22 protein-coding genes and 1 tRNA gene are annotated in these 21,169 nt (G+C 63.2%); 13 read left to right on the top strand and 10 right to left on the bottom strand.

Features of this window, described 5'->3' with window-relative positions:
* The first annotated feature begins 50 nt into the window (after nt 1-50).
* Nucleotides 51-878: a type I methionyl aminopeptidase gene (gene map, locus C2I35_RS12665; protein ID WP_103763389.1), complete on the top strand. Its 828-nt coding sequence runs from the start codon at nt 51-53 to the stop codon at nt 876-878.
* 190 nt (nt 879-1,068) lie between these two features.
* Here map and C2I35_RS12660 read toward each other — a convergent pair whose 3' ends face one another.
* The 4 genes from C2I35_RS12660 to ileS form a co-directional block, all read right to left on the bottom strand.
* On the bottom strand, nt 1,069-2,049 hold the full coding sequence (locus tag C2I35_RS12660) for a GSCFA domain-containing protein (protein ID WP_170067204.1): 981 nt from the start codon (nt 2,047-2,049) through the stop codon (nt 1,069-1,071).
* Between the two features lie 195 nt (nt 2,050-2,244).
* Nucleotides 2,245-3,417, bottom strand: a complete 1,173-nt coding sequence (locus tag C2I35_RS12655; RefSeq protein ID WP_245890482.1) for a benzoate/H(+) symporter BenE family transporter — start codon at nt 3,415-3,417, stop codon at nt 2,245-2,247.
* Complete coding sequence (locus C2I35_RS12650) at nt 3,417-3,656, bottom strand: DUF3253 domain-containing protein (protein WP_103763387.1); 240 nt, start codon at nt 3,654-3,656, stop codon at nt 3,417-3,419. The genes C2I35_RS12655 and C2I35_RS12650 overlap by 1 nt, the downstream gene beginning before the upstream one ends.
* Before the next feature lie 27 nt (nt 3,657-3,683).
* Entirely contained in the window at nt 3,684-6,590 is a 2,907-nt protein-coding gene (gene ileS, locus C2I35_RS12645; protein WP_103763386.1) for an isoleucine--tRNA ligase, read from the bottom strand.
* Between the two features lie 424 nt (nt 6,591-7,014).
* Between ileS and C2I35_RS12640 the strand changes: the two genes are divergently transcribed.
* Complete coding sequence (locus C2I35_RS12640) at nt 7,015-7,434, top strand: group III truncated hemoglobin (protein WP_103763463.1); 420 nt, start codon at nt 7,015-7,017, stop codon at nt 7,432-7,434.
* A 114-nt stretch (nt 7,435-7,548) separates the two neighbouring features.
* On the opposite strand, the gene C2I35_RS12635 is transcribed toward C2I35_RS12640, so the two are convergent.
* The 3 genes from C2I35_RS12635 to C2I35_RS12625 are packed head-to-tail and all read right to left on the bottom strand — an operon-like array spanning nt 7,549 to nt 10,414.
* A complete protein-coding gene (locus C2I35_RS12635) occupies nt 7,549-8,556 on the bottom strand; it encodes a YcjF family protein (protein WP_103763385.1) in 1,008 nt (335 codons plus the stop codon).
* Nucleotides 8,553-8,990: a GNAT family N-acetyltransferase gene (locus C2I35_RS12630; RefSeq protein WP_103763384.1), complete on the bottom strand. Its 438-nt coding sequence runs from the start codon at nt 8,988-8,990 to the stop codon at nt 8,553-8,555. The genes C2I35_RS12635 and C2I35_RS12630 overlap by 4 nt, the downstream gene beginning before the upstream one ends.
* A complete protein-coding gene (locus C2I35_RS12625) occupies nt 8,987-10,414 on the bottom strand; it encodes a YcjX family GTP-binding protein (RefSeq protein ID WP_103763383.1) in 1,428 nt (475 codons plus the stop codon). The genes C2I35_RS12630 and C2I35_RS12625 overlap by 4 nt, the downstream gene beginning before the upstream one ends.
* 104 nt (nt 10,415-10,518) lie before the next feature.
* Between C2I35_RS12625 and truA the strand changes: the two genes are divergently transcribed.
* The 11 genes from truA (at nt 10,519) to C2I35_RS12570 (ending at nt 18,099) form a co-directional block, all read left to right on the top strand.
* Nucleotides 10,519-11,298: a tRNA pseudouridine(38-40) synthase TruA gene (gene truA, locus C2I35_RS12620; protein WP_103763382.1), complete on the top strand. Its 780-nt coding sequence runs from the start codon at nt 10,519-10,521 to the stop codon at nt 11,296-11,298.
* A 37-nt stretch (nt 11,299-11,335) separates the two neighbouring features.
* Nucleotides 11,336-11,412: transfer RNA gene (locus C2I35_RS12615), tRNA-Arg, on the top strand.
* 824 nt (nt 11,413-12,236) lie between these two features.
* Nucleotides 12,237-13,451, top strand: a complete 1,215-nt coding sequence (locus C2I35_RS12605) for a GTP-binding protein (protein ID WP_103763380.1) — start codon at nt 12,237-12,239, stop codon at nt 13,449-13,451.
* Complete coding sequence (locus C2I35_RS12600; protein WP_103763462.1) at nt 13,448-14,080, top strand: DUF1826 domain-containing protein; 633 nt, start codon at nt 13,448-13,450, stop codon at nt 14,078-14,080. The genes C2I35_RS12605 and C2I35_RS12600 overlap by 4 nt, the downstream gene beginning before the upstream one ends.
* Nucleotides 14,077-14,367, top strand: a complete 291-nt coding sequence (locus C2I35_RS12595; RefSeq protein WP_103763379.1) for a DUF6525 family protein — start codon at nt 14,077-14,079, stop codon at nt 14,365-14,367. Before C2I35_RS12600 ends, C2I35_RS12595 begins: the two co-directional genes overlap by 4 nt.
* The gene (locus tag C2I35_RS22170; protein ID WP_170067203.1) at nt 14,364-14,531 is read left to right on the top strand and encodes a hypothetical protein; all 168 of its coding nucleotides are present in this window, start codon (nt 14,364-14,366) and stop codon (nt 14,529-14,531) included. Before C2I35_RS12595 ends, C2I35_RS22170 begins: the two co-directional genes overlap by 4 nt.
* An 11-nt stretch (nt 14,532-14,542) precedes the next feature.
* Nucleotides 14,543-15,154, top strand: a complete 612-nt coding sequence (zrgA, locus tag C2I35_RS12590) for a zinc uptake protein ZrgA (RefSeq protein ID WP_103763378.1) — start codon at nt 14,543-14,545, stop codon at nt 15,152-15,154.
* A gap of 2 nt (nt 15,155-15,156) precedes the next feature.
* Nucleotides 15,157-15,846, top strand: coding sequence for an ABC transporter ATP-binding protein (locus C2I35_RS12585; RefSeq protein ID WP_103763377.1), 690 nt, complete (start codon nt 15,157-15,159; stop codon nt 15,844-15,846).
* Complete coding sequence (locus C2I35_RS12580) at nt 15,843-17,093, top strand: ABC transporter permease (RefSeq protein WP_103763376.1); 1,251 nt, start codon at nt 15,843-15,845, stop codon at nt 17,091-17,093. Before C2I35_RS12585 ends, C2I35_RS12580 begins: the two co-directional genes overlap by 4 nt.
* Complete coding sequence (locus C2I35_RS12575) at nt 17,090-17,602, top strand: DUF3299 domain-containing protein (RefSeq protein ID WP_170067202.1); 513 nt, start codon at nt 17,090-17,092, stop codon at nt 17,600-17,602. The genes C2I35_RS12580 and C2I35_RS12575 overlap by 4 nt, the downstream gene beginning before the upstream one ends.
* Nucleotides 17,593-18,099: a DUF3299 domain-containing protein gene (locus tag C2I35_RS12570; protein WP_103763375.1), complete on the top strand. Its 507-nt coding sequence runs from the start codon at nt 17,593-17,595 to the stop codon at nt 18,097-18,099. The genes C2I35_RS12575 and C2I35_RS12570 overlap by 10 nt, the downstream gene beginning before the upstream one ends.
* A 528-nt stretch (nt 18,100-18,627) precedes the next feature.
* On the opposite strand, the gene C2I35_RS12565 is transcribed toward C2I35_RS12570, so the two are convergent.
* Genes C2I35_RS12565 through C2I35_RS21900 form a run of 3 tightly spaced genes read right to left on the bottom strand, consistent with a single transcriptional unit; the run spans nt 18,628 to nt 21,131 of the window.
* A complete protein-coding gene (locus tag C2I35_RS12565; RefSeq protein ID WP_211286139.1) occupies nt 18,628-19,551 on the bottom strand; it encodes a hypothetical protein in 924 nt (307 codons plus the stop codon).
* A 52-nt stretch (nt 19,552-19,603) separates the two neighbouring features.
* Nucleotides 19,604-20,875 carry a diaminopimelate decarboxylase gene (locus C2I35_RS12560; protein WP_103763374.1) on the bottom strand — a complete coding sequence of 424 codons (1,272 nt, stop codon included), beginning with the start codon at nt 20,873-20,875 and terminating at the stop codon, nt 19,604-19,606.
* Nucleotides 20,868-21,131: a hypothetical protein gene (locus C2I35_RS21900; protein ID WP_146050032.1), complete on the bottom strand. Its 264-nt coding sequence runs from the start codon at nt 21,129-21,131 to the stop codon at nt 20,868-20,870. The genes C2I35_RS12560 and C2I35_RS21900 overlap by 8 nt, the downstream gene beginning before the upstream one ends.
* Between the last annotated feature and the right edge of the window lie 38 nt (nt 21,132-21,169).

Below are 21,169 nucleotides of genomic sequence, written 5' to 3'. Positions count from 1 at the left end.
TGGTTCTCGGGCCGAATTCAGCCTACATACACCTCAAAGAATCGACTCGCATGGACCCAGACGTGAACGAACAACACCGAGGCAGACTGACCCGCGACGGCATCCGCATCCACGAGAGGGCGGATTTCGCTGGCATGCACAAGGCCGGTGCGCTGGCCGCCGAGATATTGGACCAGGTCGCCGACCTTGTCGAAGTGGGCCAGACCACCGCCGTTCTGGACAAGTTCATCGAGGACAAGGTGACCGAGGCCGGCGCGAAATCCGCCACCATCGGCTACAAGGGGTATCAGCACGCCAGTTGCATCAGCGTCAACCACGTGGTCTGCCACGGCATCCCCGGCGACAAGAAGCTGAAGGATGGCGATATCCTGAACATCGACGTCACCGTCATCGTCGACGGCTGGTACGGCGATACCTCGCGGATGTATGTCGCGGGAAAACGCAACCGCAAGATCGAACGCCTGATCCAGATCACCCATGACAGCCTGTTGAAGGGGATCGAGGCGGTGAAGCCCGGCAACACCTTCGGCGATATCGGCCACGCCATCCAGAACTTCGTCGAAGGCCAACGCATGAGCGTGGTGCGCGACTTCTGCGGCCACGGCCTGGGCCGGGTGTTCCACGCGCCCCCCAACGTCCTGCACTATGGTCGCGCCGGGACAGGTCCCACGCTCGAGGAAGGCATGTTCTTCACGATCGAGCCGATGGTGAACCTCGGCCGCCCCGAAACCAAAGTACTGTCCGACGACTGGACCGCCGTCACCCGCGACCGCTCACTCTCGGCCCAGTTCGAGCATTCCATCGGCGTAACTGCCGACGGGTGCGAGATCTTTACCCTGTCCCCCGGCAACCGCTTCCACCCGACCTGGAAGGACTAGGCGAGGCCGACGCCGCGACGGCGGGAATGGACTTCCGCGGCAAGTGCCGCGGCTACCTATCTTGAATCGTGCTTGTGCACCCGGACTTCCCCGAGAAGGTGCACCGCTTGTTTCGCGAGATCGGCCCGATCCTGTATGCGCAGGACCGGCAATACTGAACTCTTTGCACCATTCCAAAAGGCGGGCTGGCCTACTTATCAATGTAAGTTTCGCAAAACAGGCTTGTGATCTTCTCTACCAGCGCCAGCTTCACATGGCGCCTGTCGTTTTGCCAGGCGGTTTTGGGATGGGACAGCGTCACGAACTCGTAGGAAGGGAAATAGTCGACATCGTCGTGTGCGTCTGAAAACTTCGACGCCGCCACTCGAAGCTGCGCCTTCGACAACGTGTTCGCCACGACGACATCCTGTCCGGTAAAGCTGCGTTGCAGCCCCACGGGTGAGACAGTGACAATAATCTTGAGCTGATCCCCGGCAGTCGCCTTTGCTTTGGTACGGATGGCCTCCAGCCCTTCAAGCGCTTCTTCCATGGACACCCAGACGCCCGAGAACCTGTTTGACTTCCGGGCGTACCGCGCAGGTGGAGCGCTGTTCAGCGGAAGCGATGTCTCGTTGTCAAACAAGGCTTCTGAGAGGCCAAGGGTGATGATCATGCAACCCGCTTGCGACAAAGATTCACGCATCAAATGCCGCAGATGCGCCCGATCCTCGACGATTTTTTCAAAAGGCCGCGGCATCTGGTTGTTGGCATAGTTGCTGTCCCAGAACATGCCTTCCTCCGGCAGAGGAAAAATCAGATGCTCACCAAGCCTTTCATCCCCACCCGAGTAGTTGTCGATCTCCAGCTTCATTGACGGCACGTTGAAGCGGTGAAGTAACGCGGCATCTCCATATTTGTTTTCACGCTGCGCAAAATCCTTGGAATTGTAGAGCGCATTGTTGACCTGCAACCCACGATCGATCAGCGCCATCTCGATATTGCGCGCAAAACAGGATCCGATTGTGAAAAAGCTGGTGTCCGACGGCACGGTGAATTTCGGGCGCACGGTAATCTTCGCTTCGCCGTCGAAAATGCGGTTGCATGCGAAGGCAGGGTTCTCGTCCTGCTTGCTCTTGTTCCATATTGCATGAGGCAACCTGAAGTTCTTGGCGACTTCATCCCAGCTAAACAATTGGTGGTTTCCTTTTTCGTTTGATATCCGAGCGTTTCGGGCGCGATATCGAGTGGCATGCCGACGCGCAAGAATCCAGCGGACAGACTTGAACACAGCCATAAAAAGATACTGGTTGCGAAAAACTCCTATCGGCGGTTCTCAATCCGGAACGTCTTGTTTTCTGACGTCAGGTTTGATCGTGCCTGCATCAGGCTACTTTGACACTCCGCGATTGCCATTGCTCGCGTGCCTGACCACCTGCACCAACCCCCCGGCCAAAAGCCCCCAGACGGCGCCCCCCAGCCCGAACACCGTCACGCCCGAGGCCGTGACGACAAAGGTGATCACCGCCGCCTCGCGATAGTCCGCATCGCCCAGCGCGGCAGCCGTCGAATTGGCAAACACGCTCAACAGCGCCACACCGGCCACGCTGGCCATCACCATTGGCGGCGCCAGCCCCGCAAACGCCGTGATGACCCCGGCAAACACCCCGAGCACGCAGTAAAAGATCCCCGCCATCACCGCCGACCAATAGCGCATCCCGGCATCCGGGTGGCTGTCCTCGTCCGCGCACATCGCCGCCGTGATCGCCGCGAGGCAGGTCTGCGGCGCGCCGCCCGGGGCCGACAGCACGCTGAAGCCGCCGACCACACTCAACAGCGGCCCCGGCTCCGGCGCATACCCATGCGCCCGCATCACTGCCAGCCCCGGCACGTTCTGCGTCGCCATCGTCACCACGTAAAGCGGCAGGCCGATCCCCACCACGGTGGCCAGCGAGAACTCCGGCATCACGAAGACCGGAGCCGTCACCCAGCCCCCGGCGTCGAATGCGCCAAGATCGCCATAGGCCAGCACCGTGATCCCCGCCGCCACGACCGCCCCCGGCACCGCCAACAGCTTGTTGATCCGGCCCAGCACGAACCACGCCGCCAGGATCGGGCCAATCACCACCGGCGTCTCGGCCACCGCCAGAACCGGCCTGATCACCAGCGGCAAAAGCACCCCGCCCAGCATCGCCTGCGCCAGCGGTGCCGGTATCGCCGCCGCCAGCCGTCCAAGGGGTCGCCAAAGGCCCGAAATCACCGTCAAGGCCCCCGCCACCAGGAACCCGGCCACCGCACCGGCGAAGCCGGCCTCCACGGGCGCTGTCACCGCCAACAGCGCCGCCCCCGGCGTCGACCACGCGACCGAGGCGGGCATCTTCGTCCACAGGCTCAGCACGATCCCCGCCAGCCCCATCGCCAGCGCCGCCGCCATCAGGCCCGACGCGGCCTGCGCGTCGCTCGCCCCCACGGCGGCCAGCCCTTGCAACACGATGGGAAAGGAACTGAAAAACCCGACCATGGCCACCACGAACCCGGTCGAAATTGTCTGCATGGGCGGCATCACGTCTCTCCTTCGGCCAAACCCAACCGGATCGGTCCCTTGGCCGCAACCGGATCGACCGCCACGCCTTTCTGTGTCGCCACCAGCGGCAGCCCTGCCGCCACCTCGCGCACACGCGGCATCAAATCCCGCCAATCTTCGGACAACGCCCGCGCCGCCTCGGACGGGCAAAAGGTCCTGCCCGCCCCCCGCGCCCGCGCCAGCCGCATCAGCCCATCGGAAATCTCGTCATCCGTCATGTCGTAGGGTGGAGTTTCACCCCACCGTCACCCCAACGCCGCATCACACCGCGCACAGGTCCCCGGATGCTTGTGCGTGCCCACGTCCGGCAGGATCTTCCAGCACCGCTGGCACTTCTCGCCCGCCGCACGCTCGAAGACCACGGTTACACCGTCCACCTCGGGCAGCCGGTACGCCTCCGCCGGGCTGGGATCGTCGGTCAGCCGGATATCGGACGTGATGCAGATATCGTCGAAATTGACCGATTTCAGCACCTCCAGCGCCTCGGCATCGCGCACATGCACCACCGGCGCGGCTTCCAGGCTCGCCCCGATCACCTTGTCGGTCCGCTGCACCTCCAGCGCCGCCGTCACCACGCGCCGCGCCTGCCGCACCGTGGCCCATTTCGCCGCCAGGGGCTCGTTCAGCCATTCCTTCGGCGTCTCCGGGATATCCGTCAGATGCACCGAACTGTCGTCCCCCGGGAACCGCTCCAGCCAGACCTCTTCCATGGTGAACACCAGCACGGGCGCAAGCCACGTGGTCAGGCGATGGAACAGGATATCCATCACCGTCCGCGCCGCCCGCCGCCGGGGCGTGTCGCCGTCGCAATACAGTGCATCCTTGCGGATATCGAAGTAGAACGCGGAGAGCTCCACCGTGGCGAAGTTGAAGAGCGCCTGGAAAACCCCCTGGAAATCATAGGCGGCATAGCCCGTCCGCACCCGGTGATCCAGCTCCGCCAGCCGGTGCAGCACCCAGCGCTCCAGCTCCGGCATATCCTCCGGCTCAACCCGGTCGTCCTCGCTGAAATGGCTCAGCGCGCCCAGCAGGAACCGCATCGTGTTGCGCAGCCGGCGATAGCTGTCGGCGGTCCCTTTCAGGATCTCCGGCCCGATCCGCTGATCGTTGGTGTAATCCGTCTGCGCCACCCAAAGCCGCAGGATATCCGCGCCATACTGCTTGACCACTTCCTCGGGCACGATCGTGTTGCCGAGCGACTTGGACATCTTGTTGCCCTTCTCGTCCAGCGTGAACCCGTGGGTCAGCACGCCCCGGTACGGCGCATGCCCCGTGGTGCCGCAGGATTGCAGCATCGAGGAATGGAACCACCCCCGGTGCTGGTCCGTGCCTTCCAGGTACAGATCCGCCATCCCGTCCTCGGACCCGTCCTCGCGGTCGCGCAGAACGAACGCATGGGTCGAGCCACTGTCAAACCAGACGTCGAGAATGTCGTCGACCTTCTCCCACTCGTTCGGGTCATAGTCGTTCCCCAGGAACCGCTCCTTGGCACCATCCTTGTACCACGCATCCGCGCCTTCGGCCTCGAACGCCTCAAGGATCCGCGCATTGACCTTTTCATCCCGCAGCAGAAAGCCCTCATCCGTGGGCATCGCCCCCGTCTTGACGAAACAGGTCAGCGGCACGCCCCACGCCCTCTGCCGCGACAGAACCCAGTCCGGCCGCGATTCCATCATGGAATACAGACGGTTGCGCCCGGTCTTCGGCGTCCACTGCACCTTGTCGATCTCGGTCAGCGCCCGCTGGCGGATCGTGGTGCCGCTCTCGTCCTGCCCGTCGCCGACCTCGCGATCGATCGCGGCGAACCACTGCGGCGTGTTGCGATAGATCACCGGCGCTTTCGAGCGCCAGCTATGGGGATAGCTGTGCTTGATCTTGCCCCGCGCCAGCAACCCGCCGACCTCGACCAGCTTGTCGATGATCGTCTTGTTGGCGTTGCCCTCCTTGCCCTTGCGATCAAGGATATAGGTCCCGCCAAAGAACGGCAGGTCGGCGCGGAAACCGCCATCGTCCATCACGTTATAGGTGATGACCTGGTCCAGCATCCCGAGGCCACGATAAAGCTCGTATTCCTCCATCCCGTGGGACGGCGCGCAATGCACGAACCCGGTGCCTTCCTCGTCGGTCACGAAATCGGCCGCCCGGAAATCCCGCAGATCGTCCCACTCGCCGTTCGACCCTTCCGCGCCATGCAGCGGGTGCTTGAGGCTCAGGCCAGCCAACTCGTCGGCGGTCACGTCCCGCACACGGCTCCATTGGTCGTCATTCAGCCGCGCCCGGCCCATCACATCTCCGGCCAGCTTGTCTGCCAGGAGGAACCTGTCGCCCACATTGGCCCAGCACTCGTCCGGCGTGCCCGTGACCTCGTAAAGGCCATAGGCAATGTCCTCGCCGTAAACGACCGCCTTGTTCGACGGCATGGTCCAAGGCGTGGTGGTCCAGATCACCACATGCGCACCTTCCAGGTCGCCTTCGGCAACCTCGAACTTCACCCACACGGTAAAGCTCTCCTTGTCGTGGTACTCCACCTCCGCCTCGGCCAGCGCCGTCTTCTCCACCGGCGACCACATCACAGGCTTGGAACCCTGATAGAGCGTCCCGTTCATCAGGAACTTCTGGAATTCCTCCGCGATGATCCGCTCTGCGCGGAAATCCATCGTCAGATAGGGCTTCTCCCACTTGCCGGTCACGCCCAGCCGCTTGAACTCGTCGCGCTGGATGTCGATCCAGCCTTCCGCGAACTTGCGGCACTCGGCGCGGAAATCGACGATATCCACCGCGTCCTTGTTCTGGCCCTTCTTGCGGTACTGCTCCTCGATCTTCCACTCGATCGGCAGGCCATGACAGTCCCAGCCGGGGATGTACCGCGCATCGCGCCCCATCATCTGCTGGCTGCGAACAACCATGTCCTTCAGGATCTTATTCAGCGCGTGGCCGATATGCAGGTGCCCGTTGGCATAGGGCGGTCCGTCATGCAGCGTAAACGGCTGCCGCGTCTCGGCTGTCGCCTTCTCGCGCAGGCGGTCATAGACCTTCAGTCCGTTCCACCGTTCCAGCCACTCGGGCTCGCGCTTGGGCAGGCCCGCGCGCATCGGGAAATCGGTCTGGGGCAGGTTCAGCGTGTCTTTGTAATCGGGTGTGTCAGAACACATCTGTGACGTCCTTTGTCACTGGCATTTCAATCTCTGGGTGGGGGCGGCGCGGTGGTCCATACGCCTTTTCCCGGCGGCTCGTCTGTTTCAGAGCGCCGGGCATGTAATTCGAATGATGATCGCAAAGCGGGTCATGATGGGGGGCGTTATAGGTGCGCGCGTTCCAAGGAGCAAGCCGTAGAACCCGGGCTCACCGCCAGCGCCCAAGACTTTTCAGAAAAGTCTTGGCAAAAGCCTTCTCAAGGCTTTTGCAACGCCCGCCCTGTTAACGCGCCTGATCGCGAAATTTTGCACCGTCGGCGCACCACCCGGATACCGACGCAATACCGACGTTCCGATTTCCCACGATCCGACGGCGTTAACCATGTTTCCCGAATCGCGTTTCCCATTGCATCCGGCCCATCCAACGGCCAGATTCGAGGCCATGACACCGGCCCTGCCCCCCCGTTTCGACATCACCCGCGCCGAGATCGAGCGCGTCGTGGCAGCCTTCTATGCATCCTGCCGCGCGCATCCCGGCCTGGCGCCGGTCTTTGCCGCGCATGTCACCGACTGGCCCGCGCACGAGGCCCGCGTCAGCGATTTCTGGGCCAACACGATCCTGCACGAGCGGTGTTACGTGGGCAATGCCATGCAGGCCCATGTGCAGGCGGGCAATGTCAAACCGGGCATGTTCTCGATGTGGCTCGACCTCTTCGACAGCACCCTTCAGTCCGAGCTTCCCCCGGCCAAGGCGGCCGCCTGGTCCGCCCTTGCCCACCGCATCGGCCAGACCCTGCGCGCGGGCGTCGTGAACCGCGAGACACATCCCGGCGGCGTGCCGAAACTGGGCAACCCGTTCTGACGCACGCAAGGGCGACCGGACGTTAAGGTTTTGCTGTCAGGTTGGGCAAAGTCGCGGGGCCGAACTGGCCTTGCGGCAAAAATACCGACCCACCGACCGAAAAACGTTGGTCGTTTACGCTTTGTTAACCCCGCCAAAGAGGCCGGTCAGCGCGCGCTGGACCATCCGCGTCACCGAGGGGCGCTTGCCCGCCCGGAACGGCAAGGGCCGACACACTTCCATCGCCGCCACGCCCACCCGCGCGGTCAGCGCGCCATTGACGATCCCCTCGCCGAACCGGCGGGAAACCTTGGACAAAAGGCTCCCCCCGGCGACCGAGCCAATCAGGTCGTCACCCACCGCCACGGCCCCCGTGGCGACCAGATGCGTCATCACCGCCCGCGCCAGCCGCCAGCTGCCCAGCGTACCCGACCGACCGCCATAGATCTCCGCGATGCGGCGGATCATCCGCAGGTTCGACGTCAGCGCCGCGATCACGTCGGCAAAGGCCAGCGGCACCACCGCCGTCACCGTCGCCACCTGCCGTGCGGCCGCCTCGATCTCCTTCGCCGCAACCCGGTCCAGCGGCGTCAGCAGCTCGGTTTCCGCCAGCCCCAGCAGGCTGCCCGCATCCATCTGCTCGGGGCCATAGTCCCGCAAACGATCCCGCCCCCAGCTCGTATCCTCGCGCCCCGCATACAGCTGCGTCAGATCCTGCACCACACCCCGCGCCTGTTTCAGGTCCGCCCCCGCCAAAGCCGCATCCGCTGCCCGGTGCAGCTTGTCGATCCGCGCCAGCCGGGAAAACGCCGCCATCTCGCGGATGACAATGATCAGGCAAACAAGGGCAAACGCCGCGATCAACGCGGTGACGGCGTAACCCAACACCACGTTGCGGGCCAGCAGCGCCATCACGAAATCCCACGCGGCAAAGGAAATCACCGCCCCCAGGATCGACAGCAGCAACCCCCAGAACCACCGCGCCAGGCGCGACGGTTTCTTCGCCGCCAACGTCGCCACGGTCTGCATCGCCCTGCCCTCTGGGTGCCCCTCCACCACGGGATCCGGCACCGGCGGCGCCGTGTCCGGGCGGGGGCTGTCATCGCCCTCTTCGATGTCGATCAGAACCGGTCGCTTGCTCATGAGTCTACCCTGGGCTCCACCCTGCGTTCCGGCGGCCAGACCATCAGGATCTCGGGCCGCCCCTCGTCATTTTCCGCACCGTCAGCACGTGTCTTTTCGGCAAAGCCATGCCGGTAATAGAACCGCCGTCCTCCGGTGTTTTCCTCGGCAACCCAGAGGTTTAGCCGATCCCGCTCTCGCTTGGCATCCTGCAACAACAGGCGGCCCACCCCTTGGCCCTGCGCCCTTGGGTGCACGTAAAGCGCGTGCAGTTCGGGCCCGGTGCAAAGGATGAAACCGGCCAGTCGCGTATCGTCACACACCGCCCGGACACAGCCGCGCCGAGTCATCCGGACCATGATTTTCAGGTCATCCCACCAATGCCCGCTTCGATGCTGCCACAAGACGCCCAAAAGGCCCGGCACATGCTTCAGACGTGCGTCAAAAGGGGTCATAACCGATCCCCGATCAGAAACTGCGCCGCCCGATCCAGCCGGATATGCGGCGGCCCCTCCCCGCGCTTCAGCGTCAAACGCGCGGGGGCGAAATTCATCACCTCGTACTCGGCGTCCAGCCACGCCTCGGCCCCGTCCCGTGCAGGCCCCAGCAGGTGCGCCGGGTCCTCCGGCAACGCCCCGGGATAGAACGCCGCCTGCTTGCCGCGCCCGCCCTCTGGCCCCATCAGCGTGCCGCGCACACAGTCCAGGGTTTGCCCGCCATGCTCACGCGTTTCCTCGGTCGTGGCCCTTAACGCGGCAATCGCCATCCCCGCCGTCTCGGCCCCGGCGAAATCCGCCCGGTTTCGCGCATCCCGCATCAGCGCCTCGATGATGCCGGTCAGACGTCCATGCTGCGTATGGTGCAAATGGTCCGCCTTGGTGGCCGCGAACAGGATTTTCTCCACCCGCTGCCCGATCAGAAGCCTGGACAGAAAGGCGTTCCGTCCCGGCCGGAACGCCCCGAGGATATCGGCCATCGCGCGGCGCATGTCCTCGACCGCCTGCGGGCCGTTGTGAATGGCACCCAACGCATCGACCAGAACGACCTGCCGGTCGATCCTCGAGAAGTGATCGCGGAAGAAGGGTTTGACGACCTTGGATTTATACGCCTCGAACCGCCGCTCCATCTCGCGCCACAGCGACCGGCGCGGCGGGCTGTCGGGCGCAGGCAGTGGCGCGAATGTCAGCACCGGAGAGCCGGCCAGATCCCCCGGCAGAAGGAACCGCCCCGGCGTGCAATCCGACAACCCCGCCGCGCGCGCCGCGTTCAGGTACGCGGTGAACGCCTCGGCCAGCGACTGCGCCACAGGCTCCTCCAGCTTGGCCGTCGCATCGACCTCGCGGGCCTTTGCCAGAAAATCCTGCGCCTGCTCACGCGGCGCCAACCGGCCCAACGTTTCCGCGGACCATTCGGCATAGCTCTTGTCCATCAGGCCCAAGTCCAACAACCATTCGCCGGGGTAATCCACGATATCCAGATGCACGGTCCGCGGCCCCTGCAACCCCGCCAGCAACCCCGACGGGCGCACCCTCAGCGACAGGCGCAGCTCCGAAACCGAGCGCGTGCTTTCGGGCCAATTCGGCGTCTCGGCGGTCAGCGCCCCAAGGTGTTTTTCATACTCGAACCGGGGCAGCGTATCGTCTGGCTGCGGCTGCAAGTAGGCGGCCGAAATGCGCCCCTCGGCGGCGGCGACCAGCCCCGGCATCCGCCCGCGATCCATCAGGTTGGCGACCAGTGACGTGATGAACACCGTCTTGCCCGCGCGGCTCAGCCCCGTGACGCCCAGCCGGATCACCGGCTCCATGAACGCGCCCGACAGCGTGTCGCCCACGCGCTCCACGCCGCGTGTCAGCCCATCTGCGATATCCGAAAGCACCAAACTGCCCCTTCTCTTTGCCCTCAAGATAGGCCGCACACCCGGCATGTGCCAGAGGGGAGCGTTGGGGGATTGTTCCCCGCCGCCGGTCACGCTAAGGGCTTTTCATGCCCCGCTATGCATTGAAAGTCGAATATCACGGCGCGCCCTTCGCCGGCTGGCAGCGACAGGCCGATCAGCCTTCGGTTCAAGGCGCGATCGAGGACGCGCTGGCGCGGCTGGAACCGGGCCCGCACACGATTGCGGCGGCGGGCCGGACGGATGCGGGCGTGCACGGGTTGGCGCAGGTCGCCCAGTGCGACATGGTCAAGGACTGGGACCCCTTTCGCCTGTCAGAGGCATTGAATTATCACCTGAAACCCCTGCCCGTCGCGATCCTCGATTGCGCGCAGGTCACCGACGACTGGCACGCCCGGTTCTCGGCGGTCGAGCGCCGCTACCTCTTTCGTCTGCTGATCCGCCGCGCCCCGGCCACCCATGACAAGGGGCTGGTCTGGCGGGTGCAGAACCCTCTGGATGTCGAGGCCATGCGCGAAGGCGCGGCGCATCTTGTGGGGCATCACGACTTCACCACCTTCCGCTCGACCATCTGCCAGGCGAAAAGCCCGGTGAAAACACTGGATGACATCGTCATTTCGCAGGTCGACGGCCTCTCCGGTCCGGAAATCCAGTTCCGCCTGCGCGCCCGGTCATTCCTGCACAATCAAGTGCGCAGCATCGTCGGTACTTTGGAACGCGTCGGCGCCGGAGCCTGGCCACCGCATCAGGTCAAAACCGCGCTCGACTCCCGCGACCGCACCGCCTGCGGCCCGGTATGTCCGCCGCAGGGGCTATATCTTGCCGGCGTGGGGTATCCCGACGACCCTTTCGCGTCATTTCGCCTTTGAATTCGCATGCGCGCTTGGGTAAGGCTTTTTGCCAAGCGGTCCCGTAGCTCAACTGGATAGAGCAGCTGACTTCTAATCAGCAGGTTCGGGGTTCGAGTCCTCGCGGGATCGCCACTTAGACCAAATGTCAGTGAATGGGCAAAACGCGCTCGATACTGCGCGCACCCTCATCCGGTTTGCCGCACAGTGGATGGAACTCATGAAGTTCCGGGCACACGCCTCGGCTCCGACTTTGTCGCCAAGCATGTCACACTACCACGATAAGCTCGATCCTGCGGCAACCGACCCGGCTCGAGTGGCCGCATGCAGGATAATGCGCAAGTGCGTTCTGCGTCAGGCCCATATTGAGGACCTTGATGCGGTAGCCTAACACGTCGGCTGTCGTCCCATGGATCCATATAGGCTTCGTTGGCGTACCACGTACAAAAGCGCCACTCTCTGGATAATCGGGCAACTTCTCATAACAGCGGTCAAGTCCCTCTAAACCATACAAGGCAATCGGGGCCGCAACATGGGGCCCGATACGCATTTCAAAGGCACAGGCCATCATAAGCTGTGCACCTAAATCTGATCACCTTTCAGCGTTTCTGGTTTCGGCAAAAATGCCTCTCAATCAGTGTCTGCTTCGTCCTGACAAAGCGTTTTGAGTTCTGAAGGGCGGAAAGAGGTCGTTCGCTGGGGACATTTCGAATGACCGCTTTTTGCTCTGAACGACGATTCGAGCCATGACCAAGCATTCAACCCCTTGTGTTTCCCGAAATGCTATAAGATAACATTGTTATGTTATATAGTATCATTCTAGATATTACTCCAGAAACGAGTTGGTCGATTGGCGCTGGCCGGGTCGCCGGAGCGCGGGTTTCTCCGCCTGGGTCTGTCCGGGTGCCAGCACAGCATTCCCAACCGACCAGCAATTCCAATCCCAAACAGGAGCCTACATGAACGCAGATCCACACCCCCGCCTCCCCGTCACCGTGCTTTCCGGCTTTCTTGGCGCCGGGAAGACGACGCTCCTGAACCGCGTCCTCAACAATCGCGAGGGCCGACGTGTTGCGGTCATCGTCAACGACATGTCCGAGGTGAACATCGACGCCGACCTTGTGCGCGAAGGCGGCGCCAACCTCAGCCACATCGACGAGACGCTGGTCGAGATGTCCAACGGTTGCATCTGCTGCACTCTGCGCGACGACCTTCTGGACGAGGTTCGCAGGCTCGCCGGCGAAGGACGCTTCGACTATCTGCTGATCGAATCGACCGGCATTTCAGAGCCGCTGCCCGTGGCCGCGACCTTTGACTTCCGCGACGAGGCGGGCGAAAGCCTGTCGGACGTCTCGCGCCTCGATACGATGGTCACGGTGGTCGACGCGGTAAACCTGCTGAACGACTATTCCAGCCACGATTTCCTCAGCGACCGTGGCGAGACGATGGGCGAGGAGGACGAGCGCACGCTGGTCCACCTGCTGACCGACCAGATCGAGTTCGCCGATGTCGTGGTGCTCAACAAAGTCTCCGACGCAGGGCCCGAGCGCACCGATGCAGCACGCAAGATCATCCGCAGCCTGAACGCCGACGCCCGGATCATCGAGACCGATCATTCCGACGTTGCCGCGGACGCCATCCTCGACACCGGACTTTTCGATTTCGAGAAAGCGCATGAGCACCCGATGTGGGCCAAGGAGCTTTACGGCTTTGCCGACCACGTGCCGGAGACCGAGGAATACGGCGTCGCCTCCTTCGTCTATCGCGCGCGGCAGCCCTTCCACCCCGAAAAGGTTCTTGAAATCCTCAATGGCAATTTGCCCGGCGTGATTCGGGCCAAGGGGCATTTCTGGATCGCCACCCGGCCCGACTGGGTGGCGGAGTTCTCACTCGCCGGGGCGCTGTCATCGGTCACGCCGCTGGGCCAATGGTGGGCTACGGTCCCGAAGGAGCGGCACCCCGATCACGCCGGCGCGCAGGAGTACCTGCGGGCGCACTGGCAAGCGCCATGGGGCGACCGCCGGCAGGAAATCGTGTTCATCGGCGCAGGTATCGACTGGCCCGCGCTGAAGGCACGGCTGGATTCGGCACTGGTGCCCGCGAACGTGGCACCGGGGCCGGACAGCCTGCCCGATCTGCCTGATCCGTTCCCCGCGTGGCGGAGGGCGTCATGACCCTGCATCCGATTGTTCCAAAAGGCGCCGGGTCGGGCGTGCTGAGCGTCAACGGCCCCGAGGACATGGGCGCGATCAGGCTGCCGGGTGTCGGTGGCGTGATCTGCCAGCGCAGGCTTCCCGAAACCGTGCTGCATTGGCTGGAGACCCTTCCCGCCGAAATGCTTCCCGCAGCCCGCGTCCTCGTGCGACCGGGCGAAATTGCCTCGGCCGTCACTCTGGCCTGCGACGAGACGGGGCTGCCCGACGCGCCCGAGCGCCGGATCCTTATCGACGATATCGCGGCGCTGGCGGCCACCTTTGGTGAGATGACTCGTGCCAAGTGGCTGAGGCTGCGGCTGGACGTGGTGACGACCAATGCCTGCCGCCGGTTCCACATCGACAGGGTCACGGCCCGGCTGGTCTGCACCTATCGCGGCACCGGCACGCAATACGGTGTGGCGCGCAACGATGTGCCGGCCACCATCCATACGGTTCCGACCGGATCGCCCTTCGTCATGCGCGGCACGCTCTGGCCGGCGCAACCCGATCCGCATCTAATGCACCGATCTCCGCCGATAGAGGGCACCGGCGAAACCCGCCTGATGCTGGCGCTGGACCCGGTCACCGATCCGGACGCCGAGTCATGAGCCGCAACATCGCCACAAGCCTGCGCCGTCGCCGTCGCAGCGACCCGATGCGCGATTTCGACGCTTTGCCGCCGCCGCTGCGCAACTGGATGAGACAAGCGGCGCTGGCGTGGTCGCCCGCCTCATGCCGCCGCATCTGGCAAAAGGCGCGGGCCGAGGGCGCGCCGCCCGACGCCATCCTGGCCCGGCTCGACCGGGCCGAGCGGATCACGCTTGCCCGCGACAGGCTGACCTGCCCGGTCAGCACCATAGAAACGCCACAAGGCCACGAGGACCGAGATACATGAAACGCCCGGTATTTCCGGCCCCGCTGGCGCGTGGCACGCTTGATGTCGACGCGAAGATCGATATCCGCTCGCTGAAATCTTCGAAAAACCACGCGGATTTGTACGGCGATACCGCTTTGATGACGTTGCAACGACGCGCATCTGACTTCATCAATGAAACCTGAAAGGTCCTGTCATGAAACCGATCTACCTGGCCTTGGCCGCCACCACCGCCCTCGCCGCGCCCGCACTGGCGCAGGATACGCGCGAATTGGACGCGCATGTGCACGGCGTCTCGACCGTCGAAATCGCGGTCGAACACGGTGCGATCGAGATCAACATCCTGTCGCCGGGCATGGACATCGTCGGCTTCGAGCACGAGGCGAGTTCTGCCGAGGACAAGGAGGCGGTAGCAACTGCGATCCGGCAATTCCTGACACCGGAAGAGATCGTGACGCTGCCCGAGGACGCGGGATGTCGCCTGACCGAGGTTCTGGCCCACTTGCACACCGGTGATCATGATGACGAGCACATGCACGAGGGGGATGACCACGCGCATGATGACGACCACGCCGAAGGCGAAGGGCATGATCACTACCACGAAGAGCACGCAGACGAAGTGCGGCACAGCGCGTTCCACGTGACCTACGGCTTTGCCTGCGACGACGAGGACGCGCTGACCAGCGTGGGCTTCCCGTTCTTCGAGCGGTTCGCCAATGCCGAGGAAATCGAGGTGCAATACGTGACCGAGACCGGCGCGGGCACGGCGGAACTGACTCCCGGTGCCGCCGAAGTCTCGTTCGAGTAGCGATGGCGGACCCGGCCCTGACCCTGCAAGACGTCCGGTTCCGCTGGCCGGGGCGGGCGTCCTTCGGGGTGTCGGTGCCGGAGTTCCGGCTGGACCGCGGGGAAAGCGTTCTTCTGCTGGGCGAAAGCGGATCTGGGAAGTCCACGCTCCTGTCGCTGGTCTGCGGGATCGTGACTGCCGATGCAGGCCGGGTGGATCTGGCCGGCACCGACCTTGCCAGCCTGCGGGCCGGCGCGCGCGACAGGTTCCGGGCCGAGCGGGTCGGCATCATCTTCCAGCAGTTCAACCTGCTGCCCTATGCCAGCGTGTCGGACAACATCCTGTTGCCTTTGAAGTTCGCGCCGGAGCGGCGCAAGCGATCCGAGGCAGGCGATGCGGCAAAGCTTTGCGCGGCGCTTGGTCTGTCTTCGGATATTGTCGAGGCCAAGGCGGGGCGCCTTTCCGTCGGTCAGCAACAGCGGGTCGCCGTGGCCCGCGCCCTGATCGGCCAGCCGCCCCTGATCGTCGCGGACGAGCCGACCTCGGCGCTGGATGCGGCGACACAGGATGCGTTTCTGGGCATTTTGTTCGATCAGATCGCGGCGGCCGGATCGTCGCTGTTGATGGTCAGCCATGACGAACGGCTGGGCGCGCGGTTCGACCGGGTGGTACGCCTCGCTGACATCGCCTCTGTCGAAAGGCTGGCCGCATGATCCTGCGCCTTGCCTTCGGCTCCCTCATGGCGCGCGCCCTGACCGTCGGCATGACGGTGCTGGCCATCGCCCTGTCGGTCGCGCTGTTTCTCGGGGTTGAGAAGGTGCGCACGGGTGCCAAGGCCAGTTTCGCCGACACGATCTCGGGCACCGACCTGATCGTCGGGGCGCGCTCGGGCCCGGTTCAGCTGTTGCTGTATTCGGTCTTCCGGATCGGCAACGCCACCAACAACGTGACCTGGGAAAGCTACCAGGATATCGCCAACCGGCCCGAGGTGGACTGGATCGTGCCCATATCGCTTGGTGACAGCCACCGCCAGTTCCGGGTGATGGGCACCACGCAGGCGTTTTTCGAGCACTACAAGTATCGCGGTGGCCGGTCTTTGGAGATCGGCAATGGCCACGGTTTGGATGATCTTTACGACGCGGTCATCGGTGCCGAGGTCGCGGCAACTTTGGACTATGCGGTGGGCGACCCGATCGTCGTGTCACACGGGCTCGCGTCCTTTACCCATCACGACGATCAGCCCTTTCGCGTGGCCGGCATCATCGACCGCACCGGCACCCCGGTGGACCGCACCGTCATCGTCAGCCTGGAGGCCATCGAGGCGATCCATGTCGACTGGCAATCCGGTGCACAAATTCCCGGCCAAAGCACACCGGTCGAGCAGATACGTCAGATGGACCTGTCGCCGTCGGCGGTCACGGCCGCGCTGGTCGGGGTCAAGTCGCGGCTGCAGATCTTCGGCCTGCAACGCTGGATCAACACCTACCCCGAAGAGCCGCTGCTGGCGGTCCTGCCCGGTGTCGCGTTGCAAGAACTGTGGCAGATCGTCGGAGTGGCCGAGACCGCGCTGATCGGCGTGTCGGCGATGGTGGTGGTGACGGCCCTCTTGGGGATGATGGCAATGATCTTCTCCTCGCTCAACGAACGCCGTCGGGAAATGGCGATCTGGCGGGCCATGGGCGCGCGCCCGTCTACCATCCTCGGCCTGCTCGTGTTGGAAGCGGCGCTGATGGCCGCCCTGGGCGCACTGCTGGGCCTGGCACTGCTTTACGCCGGGCTGGCGCTGGCGCAGCCGGTGGTGGACAGCGCCTTTGGCCTCTGGCTGCCGATCGCGCCGCCGACCGGGCGGGAGCTGGCCACTCTCGCAGGTGTGATTGTCGCGGCGGCGCTTGTCAGCCTGTTTCCGGCCCTCAGGGCCTACCGCCTGTCGCTGTCTGATGGCATGATGGTCAGGATATGAGACACGCGCATCCCTCTCGCCGGGCCGTCCTGGCCATGCTCTCGGCAACCCTGCTTCCGGGCCGGGCCATGGCCAACCCGTTCCGAGAAATCATGTGGGAAGACCTGATCCCCAAGGGCGTGCCCTATGGCGAGATCATCGGCCCCGGCAAGATCGACGAGGCCAATGACACCTGGGTGCCTGAATACGACCGCAACGCGTGGCGGATGAACACCCGTCTGAACGGCAAGGCGGTCAAGCTGCCCGGCTACATCATCCCGTTCGACGTCACTGCGCAAGGCGTGACCAGTTTCATGCTCGTGCCTTACGTGGGCGCCTGCATCCACACGCCCCCGCCGCCGCCCAACCAGCTGATTTTTGTCACCACCAAGACTCCTTGGCCCAGCGACTCCTTGTGGGATCCGGTCTGGGTTTCGGGGCGTCTGTCGGCCAAGTCCATGAAGACGCAGATCGCGGATGTCGGATACCAGATGACCGCCGAACAGATCGAAGTCTACGAATGGCAGTGAAAGGCCCGACTCGTCGGGCGCTGCTTCTGTCCCTCGCGGCGTCAGGAATTGCCGGACAGGCGCTGGCCGACACGGTGATCGCGTTGGAATGGCGCGACCTTCTGCCCGAGAATGACACGTCTCTGCCCGGCAACCTGCAAGGCATCCTGCCGCACGACGAAAGCAGCATGGCCGCACGCCAGCCGCCATCGAAGGGCATCCGCACCGACTGGACCGGCAAGATCGTTCAACTTTCAGGCTTTATCGTGCCGCTCGACCACGACGGTACCGGCGTCACCGCGTTCATATTGGTGCCGTATGTCGGCGCCTGCATCCACGTGCCTCCGCCTCCAGCGAACCAGCTTGTCTTCGTGACCACCGGCACACCTTATGAAAGCTCCGGAATGTTCGAGCCCGTGACGGTCACCGGCATGTTCGGCACGGCGTCGCGATCCACCCAACTGGCCGAGATCGGCTATGCCCTTTCGGCGGACGATATCCGTAGCTTCAGGCGTTAGGTGAGCCTGTAGAACAAACAGACGGCACGAGGTGTTCGTCCCAACCGCCCAAACGCCGAAGTCCGTCGCATCAAAGCTAAAGAACCACACTTCGGTACCGGCACTGTTAGATCGACCACTTCAGTTGTTCACTTAGCTATTGCACTTCCGCGTTCACGTTGGCGCTTTTGCCAAACATCAAATATGTCACCGCCCGGTTTTCGATCAATCAATCAGGCGGTTACAAAGTCGATCAATCCTGCCCCTAACGTAGGTCTCCTGGCCTTAGAATGCCTCGGGCGAAAGCCTGCGCAATCACCTGACGGCGGAAGGCCATGGTCGGTTCAGCCATGCGCCATTGTACGAGGTCGTATTCAAAACCCAGTCCCAAGGGATGGAGCGGTGTGCCAGGCGGAACGCGGCCCTCGAACAATTGTCCACGGGCCATGTTCGGGGTGAACAAATCAGCCATTTCGCCGTAAAGGCCGTCGCTGGTGTCAGGTTCGGCAGGTGGGAGGTGCTGTCACCGGATGCCTGCCCAGTATTGGCTTAATTCGAAACGGATCGACCGCGGATGACACAAACCTCATGATAGACTTCTACCTTGGGATCGGCATCGATGCGCGCCTGGACCTCCCTGGCGCTTAAGCGGGTCCTGCCTTCGGGGTCGGCGTAGAACTCGCATGTGAATTCGCGTTCCAGACCGGTCTTCGCCAGTGCATTCTCCAAGGCGACAAAGAACGAAATATCCGTACCGGCGTGCTGCAAGACGATCTGAGAATGAAGTTTCTCGGGCTCATAGCCATTGGCCTCGAAAAGTTCGAACAACACGGAGCATCCGACCCGCGCCCCGAAATTCAAGATCACATCGGCCGTGGGCGCCGCCGCCTTGACGCGGCGCAAGAGCGCTTCGTTCAGACCAAGCCCGACGGAGTTGAAGGGAAAGGAATCGAACTCCCCCCAAGGATAATAATGCGCAATGTGATCTTCATCGCGCGTGTTGGCTCCGTCTGCCAGTTTTGCCTTCTGGGCCTTGCGAAATGCCTCGAGTCGCACATCGTCGGGAGTGCCCACTTGCGGCAGACAGCCGACGACAATATCGGTTTTCGCGATCTGCTCTTGGGCCTCCGGGCTGTCAATAAGGCTGACCGCACCGGGAACGGCATGGAACCGGTCCGCCTTTTTTGGCGCAAGATCCCGAACGTTGCGCGCCGCGAGATCGGCAAGCCGGGGGTCCAGGTCGCTGCCCGCCACGGAAATTGCGTCACAGATCTGAAGCATGAATGCGACGTTGATCCCCGTTCCGATGCCCACCTCGTAGACCCGCTTGCCAGCCAACCCGGCCTTTTCGATCCCCCTTTGAAAAGTTTCGGTCCAGGGGTCGGTCGGATCAAACGCGAACCCCGGAGCGTGCGGCGTCACGGCCGTTTCTCGAGTGGTGGCAAAGCTATCGGGCGTTTTGAAGTCGGTCATTTGTTCTGTCCCTCGTATCGGCGGTATTCTTTTGGCTCTCGTGCAAGTGCAGTCAGTCGAGCAGCAACACTTCTTGCGCAGTACCGCGCATACAGTGATCCGACCGCATTGCAGCGGCATATCCTCCAGCATTGATCAACGCGACGACGTCCCCCGGCTCCGGTGCAGGCATGGCATGGTTCTCTGCCCATTTGTCCAAAGCCTCATTGACGTTGCCGACCACGGTGTAACGGACCATTGGCGCATTGCGCTGCGTGACCGGGACCGGTTCGCAAGGAAGGCCGTAAAAGGCGGGCTCCATAGCGAGGTTGAAACCTGCATCGAGACCCAGAAACTCCACCTCTCGGCGGCGTTCGGCATAGGTCACGCGTGTCAGAAGCACGCCCGCATCCTTGACCAGGTAGTCCCCCGGCTCAACCGCTACTGTGAGGCCGGTCCCGGCGAATGCGTCCGCGATCGTGGATGCCCACCTTTCGAGGTCAAGCGGCTTGTCGTCAGACTTGTGTGGCACCCCCAGGCCACCGCCAATGTTGACCTCTGTCACGTCGGACAGTCTGGACAGAAACTCTCGGCTGGCCGCCAGCACCTCGGATAATTGCGACAACTCGCGGTCAAGGTATCCGGACCCGGCATGGAAATGCACGCGCGTGATACGGAGGTCGTGTTTGCGAGCGATGTCAATCGCCTCAGGCAGCCGGTCTATGTAGATGCCGAACTTGGTCGCCTCGACTCCGCTGTATTGCAGCATGTCATTGCCACCGTAGCCTATGCCCCGGTCCGGATTGATCCTGATCCCAATGTCGCGACCGGGACAGCGTTCTCCGAAGCTTTGCAGCGCCGAGAGCGAGTCCAGGTTGATGTTCAGGCGATCAAATCGTGAGATGGTTTCCAGATCGGACGGGGCCAAGGACGTGGCCGTGAAAGATATGTGTTCTTCCTCGAAACCGCAGGCCAAAGCATGAAGAAGCTCCGCCGGCGAACAGATATCTGCGCCGATCGCTCGTTGCGCGGCAAGGTAGGACAGCAATTGCGGTGTCCGGTTGGCTTTGATCGCGTAATAAAGCCTGTGCCGCACGCCGACCGCATCAAGCGCCTTTGTTAGTCGTTGGGCATTCTCCAGAACTCTCGGAGCTCGAATGACATAGGCAGGCGTTCCCACTTTCTCCGCGACCGTTTCCAGGTCAGAACGTCCCAGATGCAGGCGTCCCGTCCGGTAGCAAAGATCTTCGCGCGTCCACCAAGCAGTTGAAATTTCCGGCGGTTCGCCATCACCCTTTTCTTCCTTCGGGGTATCGGATTGCGGGACGGTCGCGGCTTCAGACATGCGCCGCAACGCCTCCGTTCCTGGTCTCACCCTGCACCACTTCAGGATTGCTTTCGGCACAATACAAAAGCTGCACATCGGTGCTTTCGCCAGTCAGGCTCGCGGAGACCCGCTCAGCATCGCAGCAGGATCCGTCTACCAGAACATCAATCGGCAACCCGCAATCTGCTCTGCCGATCATTGCCTGTTTGATCCGCAGAACGGTCAATGCGTTTGAGAGGCCTCGGCAATCGAGAAAAGTGGTCGGTTGGGGCATGGTCTGTCCTTTTTTGTTTATGAAAGAATGCGAACGAG

Source organism: Roseovarius confluentis (assembly GCF_002917925.1).
Lineage (GTDB): Bacteria > Pseudomonadota > Alphaproteobacteria > Rhodobacterales > Rhodobacteraceae > Roseovarius > Roseovarius confluentis.
The sequence above is the reverse complement of the archived record's forward strand: the minus strand, read 5'-3'. Positions and strand labels throughout refer to the sequence as shown.